General features: G+C 72.8%; 12 protein-coding genes. 10 read left to right on the forward strand and 2 right to left on the reverse strand.

Annotated features, from left to right (window positions below; genetic code table 11):
- The first annotated feature begins 136 nt into the window (after positions 1-136).
- Entirely contained in the window at positions 137-2,029 is a 1,893-nt protein-coding gene (locus tag IF89_RS0103795) for an AMP-dependent synthetase/ligase (RefSeq protein ID WP_030761034.1), read from the forward strand.
- A 116-nt stretch (positions 2,030-2,145) separates the two neighbouring features.
- Positions 2,146-3,378: a radical SAM family heme chaperone HemW gene (hemW, locus tag IF89_RS0103800; protein ID WP_030761036.1), complete on the forward strand. Its 1,233-nt coding sequence runs from the start codon at positions 2,146-2,148 to the stop codon at positions 3,376-3,378.
- Between the two features lie 55 nt (positions 3,379-3,433).
- Here hemW and IF89_RS0103805 read toward each other — a convergent pair whose 3' ends face one another.
- On the reverse strand, positions 3,434-4,243 hold the full coding sequence (locus tag IF89_RS0103805) for a DUF3097 domain-containing protein (protein ID WP_030761040.1): 810 nt from the start codon (positions 4,241-4,243) through the stop codon (positions 3,434-3,436).
- 34 nt (positions 4,244-4,277) lie between these two features.
- A complete protein-coding gene (locus IF89_RS0103810; RefSeq protein WP_030761042.1) occupies positions 4,278-4,997 on the reverse strand; it encodes an MBL fold metallo-hydrolase in 720 nt (239 codons plus the stop codon).
- A gap of 153 nt (positions 4,998-5,150) precedes the next feature.
- On the opposite strand from IF89_RS0103810, the gene hrcA reads away from it, so the two are divergent.
- The 8 genes from hrcA (at position 5,151) to IF89_RS0103850 (ending at position 13,079) form a co-directional block, all read left to right on the forward strand.
- Positions 5,151-6,167: a heat-inducible transcriptional repressor HrcA gene (gene hrcA / locus IF89_RS0103815; protein ID WP_030761045.1), complete on the forward strand. Its 1,017-nt coding sequence runs from the start codon at positions 5,151-5,153 to the stop codon at positions 6,165-6,167.
- Entirely contained in the window at positions 6,168-7,307 is a 1,140-nt protein-coding gene (dnaJ, locus tag IF89_RS0103820; protein ID WP_030027782.1) for a molecular chaperone DnaJ, read from the forward strand. It begins immediately after the preceding gene.
- A 157-nt stretch (positions 7,308-7,464) separates the two neighbouring features.
- Positions 7,465-8,556 (forward strand): nitronate monooxygenase, encoded by a 1,092-nt coding sequence (locus tag IF89_RS0103825; RefSeq protein WP_030761049.1) that lies wholly within the window; start codon positions 7,465-7,467, stop codon positions 8,554-8,556.
- The gene (locus tag IF89_RS0103830; RefSeq protein WP_030761052.1) at positions 8,553-9,296 is read left to right on the forward strand and encodes a 16S rRNA (uracil(1498)-N(3))-methyltransferase; all 744 of its coding nucleotides are present in this window, start codon (positions 8,553-8,555) and stop codon (positions 9,294-9,296) included. Before IF89_RS0103825 ends, IF89_RS0103830 begins: the two co-directional genes overlap by 4 nt.
- Before the next feature lie 79 nt (positions 9,297-9,375).
- Positions 9,376-9,735: a histidine triad nucleotide-binding protein gene (locus tag IF89_RS0103835; RefSeq protein ID WP_030761056.1), complete on the forward strand. Its 360-nt coding sequence runs from the start codon at positions 9,376-9,378 to the stop codon at positions 9,733-9,735.
- A gap of 3 nt (positions 9,736-9,738) precedes the next feature.
- The gene (locus tag IF89_RS0103840) at positions 9,739-10,644 is read left to right on the forward strand and encodes a ribonuclease Z (protein ID WP_030761059.1); all 906 of its coding nucleotides are present in this window, start codon (positions 9,739-9,741) and stop codon (positions 10,642-10,644) included.
- A 151-nt stretch (positions 10,645-10,795) separates the two neighbouring features.
- The gene (locus IF89_RS0103845; RefSeq protein ID WP_030761063.1) at positions 10,796-11,890 is read left to right on the forward strand and encodes a carbohydrate kinase family protein; all 1,095 of its coding nucleotides are present in this window, start codon (positions 10,796-10,798) and stop codon (positions 11,888-11,890) included.
- 148 nt (positions 11,891-12,038) lie between these two features.
- Positions 12,039-13,079 carry a PhoH family protein gene (locus IF89_RS0103850; RefSeq protein WP_030761065.1) on the forward strand — a complete coding sequence of 347 codons (1,041 nt, stop codon included), beginning with the start codon at positions 12,039-12,041 and terminating at the stop codon, positions 13,077-13,079.
- The last annotated feature ends 3 nt before the right edge of the window (positions 13,080-13,082 follow it).

Consider the following 13,082-nt stretch of genomic DNA (forward strand, 5'->3'; position numbering starts at 1 on the left):
GACGGCCTCTAGTCTGATCACTGCTCGACGGTTACTCGCCAGTTCGGAAAGTCGACGGCTGCAAACCCGCCAGTCCCAAGCGCCCCCAGCGCCCCACGCCCACGCACTTCCCGCGTGGTTCGGTCCGGAGGATGTCGTGAGCGACACACAGACCTATCTCGAGAACCGCCCGCCCACCGTGGCGGTGCTCTTCCTTGAGCGCGTCGCAGCGACGCCGGATGCGGAGGCCTACCGGTACCCGGTGCCCGCGGCCGGCGGCCCGGGCGGCGCCGACGACTGGAAGTCGCTCAGCTGGAGCCAGGCAGCCGAGCGGGTCTTCGCCATCGCGGCCGGACTCATCTCCCTCGGACTCGAAACGGAACAGCGCGTCGCGCTCGCCTCCAACACCCGGGTCGAGTGGATCCTCTCCGACCTCGGCGTGATGTGCGCCGGCGGCGCGGTCACCACGATCTACCCCAGCACCAACGCGGACGAGTCCGCCTTCATCCTGTCCGACTCCGAGAGCCGGGTGCTCATCGCCGAGGACGCCGCGCAGCTCGCGAAGGCGCGCGAGCGCCGCGCCGACCTGCCGGGGCTGCGCCACGTCGTGGTCCTGGAGGCCGCGGACGCGGTGGCCGCCGAGGGCGACCCGGAGGGCTGGGTGCTCTCGCTGGCCGACCTGGAGGCCCGGGGCAAGGAGTACCTCGCCAAGCACCCCGAGGCCGTGGACGAGCGCATCGCGTCCATCACCCCCGAGCAGCTCGCCACCCTCATCTACACCTCCGGCACCACCGGCCGGCCCAAGGGCGTCCGGCTGCCGCACGACAACTGGTCGTACATGGCCAAGGCCATGGTCGCCACCGGCCTCATCGGCAAGGAGGACGTCCAGTACCTGTGGCTGCCGCTGGCCCACGTCTTCGGCAAGGTCCTGACCTCCGGGCAGATCGAGGCCGGGCACGTCACCGCCGTCGACGGCCGCATCGACAAGATCATCGAGAACCTGCCGGTGGTCCAGCCGACCTACATGGCGGCCGTCCCGCGCATCTTCGAGAAGGTCTACAACGGCGTGGCCGCCAAGGCCCGGGCCGGCGGCGGTGCCAAGTACAAGATCTTCCAGTGGTCCGTCGGCGTCGCCCGCGAGTACGCCAGGGTGACCCAGGACAACTTCCGCCGCACCGGGCGGGCGACCGCCCCCTTCGCGCTGACCACCAAGCACAAGGTCGCCGACGCGCTCGTCTACTCCAAGCTCCGCGAGGCCTTCGGCGGCAGGCTCCGCGCCGCGGTCTCCGGCGCTTCCGCCCTCGCGCCCGACATCGGCTTCTTCTTCTCCGGCGCCGGCGTCCACATCCTGGAGGGCTACGGCCTGACCGAGTCCAGCGCGGCCTCCTTCGTCAACCCCGGCGAGGCCTACCGCACCGGCACCGTCGGCAAGCCGCTTCCCGGCACCGAGGTCCGCATCGCGGACGACGGCGAGGTCCTGCTGCGCGGCCCCGGCATCATGCAGGGCTACCACCGGCAGCCGGACAAGACCGCCGAGGTCCTGGAGCCCGACGGCTGGCTGCACACCGGCGACATCGGGGAACTCTCGGCCGACGGCTACCTGCGCATCACCGACCGCAAGAAGGACCTGATCAAGACCTCGGGCGGCAAGTACGTCGCCCCGGCCGAGATCGAGGGCCGGTTCAAGGCGATCTGCCCGTACGTGTCGACCATCGTCGTGCACGGCGCCGACCGGAACTTCTGCACCGCCCTGATCGCGCTCGACGAGCCGTCGATCCTGGGCTGGGCGGCCGAGAACGGACTGGAGGGCCGCGCGTACAAGGAGGTCCTGGCGGCTCCGGAGACCGAACGGCTGATCGAGACCTACGTCCAGACCCTGAACGAGGGCCTCCAGCGGTGGCAGACGGTCAAGAAGTTCCGGATCCTGCCGCGCGACCTGGACGTCGAGCACGGCGACCTCACCCCCAGCCTCAAACTGAAGCGGCCGGTCGTCGAGCGTGAGTTCAAGCACCTGATCGACGAGATGTACGAGGGAGCCCGCGAGGCGTAGCGCCTGCCGCGGGCCCGGTGGGGCGGGGCTGGGCGGCCGGGCCGCCCCGCCGCCCTCCTGCCGCGCAGCGGACGCCGGCGGGCCGGAGCGGGCGTCCGGTACGGGATGATGGGGGTATGCCTTCCGCACTCCCCGACGGTGAACCCATGCCCGAAGACGGCTCGCTGCCGTCGCACGCCCTGGCGGGCGCGGGGGAGCGGCCGCTCGGCTTCTACCTGCACGTCCCGTACTGCGCCACGCGCTGCGGCTACTGCGACTTCAACACCTACACGGCCACCGAGCTGCGGGGCACCGGAGGGGTGCTCGCCTCCCGCGAGAACTACGCGGACACCCTGATCGACGAGGTCCGGCTGGCGCGCAAGGTCCTCGGCGGCGACCCGAGGCCCGTCCGCACCGTCTTCGTCGGCGGCGGCACACCGACGCTGCTGCCCGCCGCCGACCTCGTACGGATGCTCGCGGCGATCCGGGACGAGTTCGGCCTGGCCGACGACGCCGAGGTCACGACGGAGGCCAACCCCGAGTCCGTGGACCCGGCGTACCTGGCCGAGCTGCGCGCCGGCGGCTTCAACCGGATCTCCTTCGGCATGCAGAGCGCCAAGCAGCACGTCCTGAAGGTCCTGGACCGCACGCACACGCCCGGGCGCCCCGAGGCGTGCGTCGCGGAGGCGCGCGCGGCGGGCTTCGACCACGTCAACCTCGACCTGATCTACGGCACGCCCGGCGAGACCGACCAGGACTGGCGCGACTCCCTCGCCGCCGCCCTCGGCGCCGGACCGGACCACATCAGCGCCTACGCCCTGATCGTCGAGGAGGGCACGCAGCTGGCCCGCCGGATCCGGCGCGGCGAGGTCCCCATGACCGACGACGACGTCCACGCCGACCGCTACCTGATCGCCGACGAGGTCATGGCCGAGGCCGGCTACTCCTGGTACGAGGTGTCGAACTGGGCCGCCTCGCAGGCCGGCCGCTGCCTGCACAACGAGCTGTACTGGCGCGGCGCCGACTGGTGGGGAGCCGGACCGGGCGCCCACTCCCACGTGGGCGGGGTCCGCTGGTGGAACGTCAAGCACCCCGGCGCCTACGCCGCGGCCCTCGCCGAGGGACGCTCCCCGGGCGCGGGGCGCGAACGGCTCTCCGAGGAGGACCGGCGCGTGGAGCGGATCCTGCTGGAGCTGCGCCTCGTGGACGGCGTCCCGCTGTCGCTGCTGGCCCCCGCCGGCCTCGCGGCGTCCCGCAAGGCCCTCGCGGACGGCCTGCTGGAGCCGGGCCCGTACGAGACGGGGCGGGCCGTGCTGACCCTGCGCGGGCGGCTCCTGGCCGACGCCGTGGTCCGCGACCTGGTCGACTGAGTCGAGCGCTTCGGCAGCGGGCCGGACACGGGCGACTGCGGCACCTTCGAGCGCGTCAGGCCGCGCCGTCGCCCGTGACGAAGTCGATGAGCTCCTCCACGCGGCCCAGCAAAGTCGGCTCCAGGTCCTTGTAGGAGCCCACCCGGGACAGGATGTGCTGCCAGGCGGCGCCGGTGTTCTCCGGCCAGCCCAGGGCCCGGCAGACGCCCGTCTTCCAGTCCTGGCCGCGCGGGACCACCGGCCAGGCCGCGATGCCCAGCGCGGACGGCTTCACCGCCTGCCAGACGTCCACGTACGGGTGGCCCACCACCAGCACGTCCGGCGAGGTGACGGAGGCGGCGATACGGGACTCCTTGGAGCCCGGCACCAGATGGTCCACGAGCACCCCCAGCCGGGCGTCCGGCGTCGGACCGAACTGCGCCACCACCGCGGGGAGGTCGTCCACGCCCTCCAGGTACTCCACGACCACGCCCTCGATGCGCAGGTCGTCGCCCCAGACCCGCTCCACCAGCTCGGCGTCGTGCCGTCCCTCCACGTAGATCCGGCCCGCCCGGGCCACCCGCGCCCGGGCGCCGGGCACGGCGATCGACCCCGACGCCGTACGGGCCGGCGCCGCCGGACCCCGGGGCGGCCGGACCAGGGTGACCACCGCGCCGTCCAGCAGGAAGCCACGCGGCTCCATCGGGAAGACCCGGCGCTTGCCGAAGCGGTCCTCCAGGGTCACCGTGCCGGCCTCGCAGGCCACCACCGCGCCACAGAAGTCCGTCCCCGCGACCTCGACCACGAGGTCCGGTTCCGCGGCGACCTCCGGTACGGCCCTGGGGCGCTTCCACTGCGGGGTGAGATCGGGGGAGTACTCGCGCATCCGGCCGAGAGTAGGAGAGCCGTGCCCGCCGCGGCTACGACACGCCGGAACGGGCCGCCAGTGTGGCGCGTTGCGCACGCACGAAGTCCGCGGTGACCACCGCTCCGTGACCCGGCACGTACAGCGCGTCCTCACCGCCCAGCGCCAACAGCCGGTCCAGGGCGGCGGGCCACTGCCGCGGCATCGCGTCGGGGCCGGTCGACGGCTCGCCCGACTCCTCCACCAGGTCCCCGCAGAACACCGTCTCCCGTTCGCCCGGGACGAAGACGGCCAGGTCGTGCCCGGTGTGACCGGGCCCCACGTTCGCCAGCAGCACCTGCACCCCGCCCAGCTCCAGCGTCCGCTCGCCCGAGACCGGGTGCCCGGGCAGTACCAGCAGGTCCACCGCCTCGGCGGCCTCCGCCTCCGCGAGTCCGTGCCGCACCGCGTCCCCGCACAGCTCCTCCCGGCCCGACGCCAGCAGCGCGTCCAGTCCCACCGCGCCGAAGACCTGGACCCCGGAGAAGGCGGACGCGCCCAGGACGTGATCGAAATGCCCGTGCGTGAATGCGATATGGGTCACGCTCCGGCCCGTCAGCCGCTCGGCCTCCGACCTCACCCGCGCGCCCTCGCGCACGCTCGAACCGGGGTCGATCAGGAGGACCGACTCGTCCCCCACCACCAGTCCCACCGTGCAGTCCCACACCGGAAGCCGCTGCCGGCCGACCCGTCCGGTGAGCCGTTCCCAGCCCGCCTCTTCCCAACGCACGTCCATGCCGCGACGCTACCCTGGCGGGCCTCCCTTGCCACGGTCTCACCACCCGGCCGTACACTGAGCGGGGGCTCTTTGGCACTCGCACATACAGAGTGCCAACGAACGGCCGAACACGGCAGAACACGGCAACGGATGACGCTGGAGGTGCGCGCGATGCTCAGCGAACGCAGACTCGAAGTGCTGCGCGCCATCGTCCAGGACTACGTCGGGACGGAGGAGCCCGTCGGCTCCAAGGCGCTCACCGAGCGGCACCGGCTCGGCGTCTCGCCCGCCACCGTGCGCAACGACATGGCGGTGCTGGAGGAGGAGGGCTACATCGCCCAGCCCCACACCAGCGCCGGCCGGATCCCCACCGACAAGGGCTACCGCCTCTTCGTCGACAAGCTGGCGGGGGTCAAACCGCTGTCGACGCCCGAGCGCCGGGCCATCCAGAACTTCCTCGACGGGGCCGTCGACCTCGACGACGTCGTCGGCCGCACGGTGCGGCTGCTCGCGCAGCTCACCCGGCAGGTCGCGGTCGTGCAGTACCCCAGCCTGACCCGGTCGACCGTCCGGCACGTGGAGCTGCTCTCGCTGGCCCCCGCGCGCCTGATGCTCGTACTGATCACGGACACCGGGCGGGTCGAGCAGCGGATCGTCGACTGCCCGAGCCCCTTCGGAGAGGCCTCGCTGGCCGACCTGCGGGCCCGGCTCAACAGCAGGGTCGTCGGCCGGCGCTTCACCGATGTGCCGCCGCTGGTCAAGGACCTTCCCGAGTCCTTCGAGGCCGACGACCGCGGCACGGTCTCCACCGTGCTGTCGACCCTCCTCGAAACGCTGGTCGAGGAGGCGGAGGAGCGGCTGATGATCGGCGGCACCGCCAATCTCACCCGCTTCGGACACGATTTCCCCCTGACGATCAGGCCGGTGCTGGAGGCGCTGGAGGAGCAGGTCGTGCTCCTCAAGCTGCTCGGCGAGGCCAACGAGTCGGGGATGGCCGTACGGATCGGGCACGAGAACGCCTACGAGGGGCTCAACTCCACGTCGGTCGTCTCGGTCGGTTACGGTTCGGGCGGCGAAACGGTCGCCAAACTCGGCGTGGTCGGACCGACCCGCATGGACTACCCCGGAACGATGGGAGCGGTACGCGCAGTGGCACGTTACGTCGGACAGATCCTGGCGGAGTCGTAAGTGGCCACGGACTACTACGCCGTTCTCGGCGTGCGCCGCGACGCATCGCAGGACGAGATCAAGAAGGCCTTCCGGCGCCTCGCGCGTGAACTCCACCCGGACGTGAATCCGGACCCGAAGACGCAGGAGCGCTTCAAGGAGATCAACGCGGCCTACGAGGTGCTGTCGGACCCGCAGAAGAAGCAGGTCTACGACCTCGGCGGCGACCCGCTGTCCTCCTCGGGCGGCGGCGGTGGCGCCGGCGGCTTCGGAGCGGGCGGCTTCGGCAACTTCTCCGACATCATGGACGCCTTCTTCGGCCAGGCCTCGCAGCGCGGCCCGCGCTCGCGGACCCGGCGCGGCCAGGACGCCATGATCCGCCTCGACCTGGAGCTGGACGAGGCGGCCTTCGGGACGACCAAGGACATCCAGGTCGACACGGCCGTCGTCTGCACCACCTGCTCCGGCGAGGGCGCCGCCCCCGGCACCTCGGCGCAGACGTGTGACATGTGCCGCGGCCGCGGTGAGGTCTCGCAGGTCACCCGGTCCTTCCTGGGCCAGGTCATGACCTCGCGCCCCTGCCCGCAGTGCCAGGGCTTCGGCACCGTCGTCCCGACCCCCTGCCACGAGTGCGCGGGTGACGGCCGGGTCCGCTCCCGCCGCAGCCTCACCGTCAAGATCCCCGCCGGTGTCGAGAACGGCACCCGGATCCAGCTGGCGGGCGAGGGCGAGGTCGGCCCCGGCGGCGGCCCCGCCGGCGACCTGTACGTGGAGATCCACGAGCTGGCGCACCCGACCTTCCAGCGGCGCGGGGACGACCTGCACTGCACGGTCACCATCCCGATGACGGCGGCCGCACTGGGCACCAAGTGCCCGCTGGAGACGCTGGACGGCCTGGAGGAGATCGACATCCGGCCCGGCACCGGCTCCGGCCAGGCCATCCCGCTGCACGGGCGCGGCGTCACCCACCTGCGCGGCGGCGGCCGCGGAGACCTGATCGTCCACGTCGAGGTCACCACCCCGACCAAGCTGGACGCCCAGCAGGAGGAGCTGCTGCGCCAGCTCGCCAAGCTGCGCGGGGAGGAGCGGCCCATGGGCCAGTTCGCGCCCGGCCAGCAGGGCCTCTTCAGCCGCCTGAAGGACGCGTTCAACGGTCGCTGACGGCACGGCGCGCACCGCTTCGAGCCCGGCCCGGGTCCTCCCGGCCGGGCTCTTCGCGTGGCCCCGGAAAACCGTCCGCGGACCCGCCGGGAGGAGGAATGTGCCAGGCGAATGCGGTGATTCGGCCGCCCGCGCGGGACGTGGCACGATGCAGTGCATGTCCACCGCGGCGAACGGTCTCTCCTCCCATCCGATCGTGCAGGCCCCCATGGCCGGCGGCGCCTCCTGCCCGCCCCTCGCCGCCGCTGTGTGCGAGGCGGGCGGGCTCGGCTTCCTGGCCGGGGGCTACAAGACCGCCGACGGGATGTACCAGGAGATCAAGCAGGTGCGGGCCCTCACCCGCCGCCCCTTCGGGGTCAACCTCTTCATGCCGCAGACCGGGTACGTCGACCCGGCCGCGGTGGAGGCCTACCGCGGGCAGCTGGCCGGCGAGGCCAGCTGGTACGAGATCTCGCTCGCCGAGGAGGACCTCATCGGCACCAGCGACGACGGCTACGACGCCAAGCTCGCCATCCTCCTGGAGGACCCGGTGCCGGCCGTGTCGTTCACCTTCGGCTGCCCCTCCCCCTCCGCCCTCGCCGCCCTGCGCAAGGCCGGTACGTACACCGTCGTCACGGTGACCTCCGTGGAGGAGGCCCGCAGTGCGCAGCAGGCGGGCGCCGACGCCGTCTGCGTCCAGGGCGTGGAGGCAGGCGGGCACCAGGGCACCCACCGGGACGACCCCCAGATCGACGGCACGGCGGCCGTGGGACTGCTCGCGCTGGTGGCGCAGGTACGGGAGGCCGTGGCCCTGCCGATCATCGCCGCCGGCGGGGTCATGCGCGGTGCGCAGATCGCCGCGCTGCTGGCGGCCGGTGCGGCGGCGGCGCAGCTCGGGACGGCCTTCCTGGTCTGTCCCGAGTCCGGCGCGGACCCCCTGCACAAGAAGGCCCTGACCGACCCGCTGTTCGTCCGGACGGAGCTGACCCGCGCCTTCTCCGGCCGGCCGGCGCGGGGGCTCGTCAACCGCTTCGTGCGGGAGCACGGCCCCTACGCCCCCGCCGCCTACCCCCAGGTGCACCACCTGACCTCGGGTCTGCGCAAGGCGGCCGCGGCGGCCGGCGACGCACAGGGCATGGCCCTGTGGGCGGGCCAGGGGCACCGGCTCGCACGGGCCCTGCCGGCGGCGGAGCTGGTGGAGGTGCTGGCGGCGGAACTCGCCGAGGCACGGAGCACGTTGAAGGACATGCAGATGAGGAGTGCGTCATGACGGCCCCGGTGTTCGTGGTCGAAGAGATCCCTGAGGGGACGGAGTCCGTCCTGGACGGGCCGGAGGGCCGGCACGCCGTGTCCGTCAAACGGCTCGCTCCGGGCGAGCGGCTCGTCCTGACGGACGGCCGCGGCGGCTGGGCGGAGGCCGTCGTGAAGGCGGCCGAGGGCAAGGACCGGCTCGTCGTCGCGGTCTCCTCCACCGGCCGGGAGGAGGAGCCCGCCGTCCGTATCACCGTGGTGCAGGCGCTGCCCAAGGGGGACCGGGGCGAGCTGGCCGTCGAGACCATGACGGAGACCGGCGTGGACGCGATCGTGCCCTGGCAGGCCTCCCGCTGCATCACCCAGTGGCGCGGCGAGCGCGGGGCCAAGTCCCTGGCCAAGTGGCGGGCCACGGCCCGGGAGGCGGGCAAGCAGTCACGCCGGGTCCGCTTCCCGGAGGTGGCCGAGGCCATGTCCACCAAGCAGGTCGCGGCCCTGCTGGCCGGCGCCGACCTGGCGATGGTCCTGCACGAGGACCGCGACACCCCGTCGCAGGCCCTGGCCACGGCCGCGCTGCCGGCCTCCGGCAGTGTCGTCCTGGTGGTGGGCCCGGAAGGCGGCGTCTCCCCGGAGGAGCTGGAGGTCTTCGCCGCGGCGGGCGCCCACCCCTACCGCCTGGGCCGGTCCGTCCTGCGGACCTCCACCGCCGGCACCGCCGCCGCCGCGGTCCTGCTGGCCCGCACCGGCCGCTGGGCCTGACCGGCCGGAACACATCCCCGCGGCGGACGCCCGGATGGATACGATGCCCGGACCGATCAACATCACGGGAGGGTGAGCAATGGCCGGGGAACCGCAGGCCGACTGCCTGTTCTGCAAGATCGTCGAGGGTGCCGTCCCGGCGACGGTGGTCCGGGAGAGCGACACCACCGTCGCCTTCCGGGACATCAACCCGCAGGCGCCCACGCACGTGCTCGTCATCCCCAAGGTGCACTACCCGGACGCGGCCTCCCTCGCGGCGGCCGAGCCGGGCGTCGCCGCCGACGTACTGCGCGAGGCCGCACAGGTCGCCGCCGACGAGAAGATCGACGACCCCGGCTACCGGATCGTCTTCAACACCGGCGCCGGCGCCGGGCAGACCGTCTGGCACGCCCACGCCCACGTCCTGGGCGGCCGCGGCCTCCAGTGGCCCCCCGGCTAGCCCGTGTCCGCCAGAGAGTTCGTGGTGCTGGGCACCGCCAGCCAGGTGCCCACCCGCCACCGCAACCACAACGGCTACCTGCTGCGCTGGGACGGCGAGGGCATCCTCTTCGACCCGGGCGAGGGCACGCAGCGGCAGATGCTGCGCGCCGGGGTGGCCGCGCACGACATCAACCGGATATGCATCACCCACTTCCACGGGGACCACAGTCTCGGCCTCGCCGGGGTGATCCAGCGGATCAACCTGGACCAGGTCCCGCACCCCGTCGCCGCGCACTACCCGGCATCGGGACAGAAGTTCTTCGACCGGCTGCGGTACGCCACGGCCTACCGGGAGACCGTGCCCCTCCGGGAGGAACCCGTCGCCGAGGACGGCCCGGTGGCGCAGGGGGGCTCGTACCTCCTCGAGACCCGGCGGCTCTCCCATCCGGTGGAGTCCTTCGGCTACCGGATCACCGAGCCCGACGGGCGCCGGATGGTGCCCGAACGGCTCGCCCGGCACGGGATCAAGGGCCCCGACGTGGGCCGGATCCAGCGGGAGGGACGGCTCGGCGGCGTCACCCTGGAGGACGTCAGCGAGCCCCGGCCCGGCCAGTGCTTCGCGTTCGTCATGGACACCCGGCTCTGCCCCGGCGTGCACGCGCTCGCCGAGGGCTGCGACATGCTCGTCATCGAGTCCACCTTCCTCGACGAGGACGAACGGCTGGCCACCGACCACGGGCACCTCACCGCCGGACAGGCGGCGCGGGTGGCGCGGGAGGCGGGCGTACGCCACCTCGTGCTCACGCACTTCTCCCAGCGCTACACCGATCCCGCCGAGTTCGAGCGCCAGGCCCGGGCGGCGGGGTTCGAGGGGGAGCTCACCGTGGCCGCGGACCTGATGCGGGTACCGCTGCCGAAGCGGCGCTGACGCGGCCGGCCCGGGGACGCGCGCCGTCCCCGGGCCGGAGGGCACGTGTCGAAGTGATCTGCGCCACACTGGGTTCTGCTCCCGTCGCGGGCGGGAGACCTGGCAGATTTCACCGAGAAACGGCCCTTCGAGACCGACAGGGGAGACCACCGTGACCAGTGGGGACCTCGACAGCCGCACCGCAGCCCTGGACCCGCTCGGTCCGGTGCGCGACCCGGAGGAACCGGGCTGCGACGTCTTCCTGACCGGCACGGTCTTCCTCGACATCATCTTCACCGGCCTCGACTCGGCGCCCGTGCGCGGTACGGAGTCCTGGGCACGCGGCATGGGCTCCAGCCCCGGCGGGGTCGCCAACATGGCCACCGCCCTGGCCCGGCTCGGCCTGCGCACCTCGCTGGCGGCGGCCTTCGGCGACGACCACTACGGCGAGTACTGCTGGGACGCCCTGGAGCAGGGCGAGGGCATCGACCTGTCCATGTCGCGGACCGTCCCCGGCTGGCACAGTCCGGTCACCGTCTCGATGGCGTACGAGGGCGAGCGCACGATGGTCTCCCACGGCCACGAGGCCCCTCCGCCGGCGGGCCCCGGGCCCTTCCCGCAGTGCCCGCCGCGGGCCCGCGCCGCTGTGGCCTCGCTCGGGCCGGGCCGCGGCGAGGAGTGGATCGGCGAGGCCGCCCGGCGCGGCTCGCGGGTCTTCGCGGACGTGGGCTGGGACGAGAGCGGCCGCTGGGACCTGGGCGCCCTGGCCGACCTGGAGCACTGCGAGGCCTTCCTGCCGAACGCCGGCGAGGCGATGCGGTACACGCGCACCGAGTGTCCGCGGGCCGCGGCCCGCGCGCTGGCCGACAAGGTGCCCATCGCGGTCGTGACCATGGGCCCCGAGGGCTCGTACGCGGTGGACGGGCGCACCGGTGAGTCGGCGCACGTCCCCGGCATCACGGTCGACGCCCTGGATCCCACGGGCGCGGGCGACGTCTACGTGGCGGGGTTCGTCACCGGAACCCTGGCCGGCTGGCCGCTCGCGGACCGGCTGGCCTTCGCCGGACTCACCGCGGCCCTGTCGGTCCAGGAGTTCGGCGGCTCCCTCTCGGCCCCCGGCTGGCCGGAGGTGGCCCACTGGTGGCGGGGCGCCCCGGCCGCGCTGCGCGGCCGCTACGGCTTCCTGGACGACCTGATCCCGTCGGCCGCGACCCCGGCCGCCCGGCGCAGGGCCGTCCCCACGATCGGCTTCCGGCACTCCGCGTAGCCGGGGGACGGCGGAGCAGCGCCGTGCCGGGGGCGGCGGGGAAAACCTCTCGGGCAAGCCGCGGCGGCGACGTACGCTTGGTACTCCGGAGGCCGTCGATCGGCGCGGCCCCTCAGCAGGAGGTATGCGCAGGCCACAGTGCCGGCCCATGACTCAGACATCGACAGCCCACACCCCCGCGCCGGGGCAGGCGCGAGCGCACTTCACCGTACCGGCGACGCACCCGATGGTGACGGTGCTCGGCTCGGGCGACGCTCTGTTGCGCGTGATCGAGAAGGCCTTCCCGAAGGCCGACATCCATGTTCGGGGCAATCAGGTCAGCGCGATCGGTGAGGCGGCGGAAGTCGCACTGATCCAGCGACTGTTCGACGAGATGATGCTGGTGCTCCGCACCGGGCAGCCGATGACGGAGGACGCAGTGGAACGCTCGATCGCCATGCTCAAGGCGAGCGCGAACGGTGACGGCGACGGGCCCGAGACGCCCGCCGAGGTGCTCACGCAGAACATCCTCTCCAGCCGCGGTCGCACCATCCGCCCCAAGACCCTCAACCAGAAGCGGTACGTCGACGCGATCGACAAGAACACGATCGTCTTCGGCATCGGCCCCGCCGGTACCGGAAAGACCTACCTCGCCATGGCCAAGGCGGTTCAGGCCCTCCAGTCCAAGCAGGTCAGCCGGATCATCCTGACCCGGCCCGCCGTCGAGGCGGGGGAGCGGCTCGGCTTCCTGCCGGGCACCCTCTTCGACAAGATCGACCCGTACCTGCGCCCCCTGTACGACGCGCTGCACGACATGCTCGACCCCGACTCGATCCCGCGGCTCATGGCGGCGGGCACGATCGAGGTCGCGCCGCTGGCCTACATGCGAGGCCGCACGCTCAACGACGCGTTCGTGGTCCTCGACGAGGCCCAGAACACGACCACCGAGCAGATGAAGATGTTCCTGACCCGGCTCGGCTTCGACTCGAAGATCGTGATCACCGGTGACATCACGCAGATCGACCTGCCCGGCGGGGCCAGGAGCGGTCTGCGTCAGGTTCAGGAAATCCTCGACGGGGTACCCGACATCCACTTCTCCAGGCTCACGTCCGAGGATGTCGTCCGGCACAAGCTGGTCGGCCGTATCGTCGACGCGTACGAGAAGTACGACGACGGCCAGCAGGCCGCCAACGGCTACCAGCGGAAGTAGAAC

Origin of the sequence: Streptomyces sp. NRRL F-2664, assembly GCF_000719345.1 — a bacterium.
GTDB lineage: Bacteria > Actinomycetota > Actinomycetes > Streptomycetales > Streptomycetaceae > Streptomyces.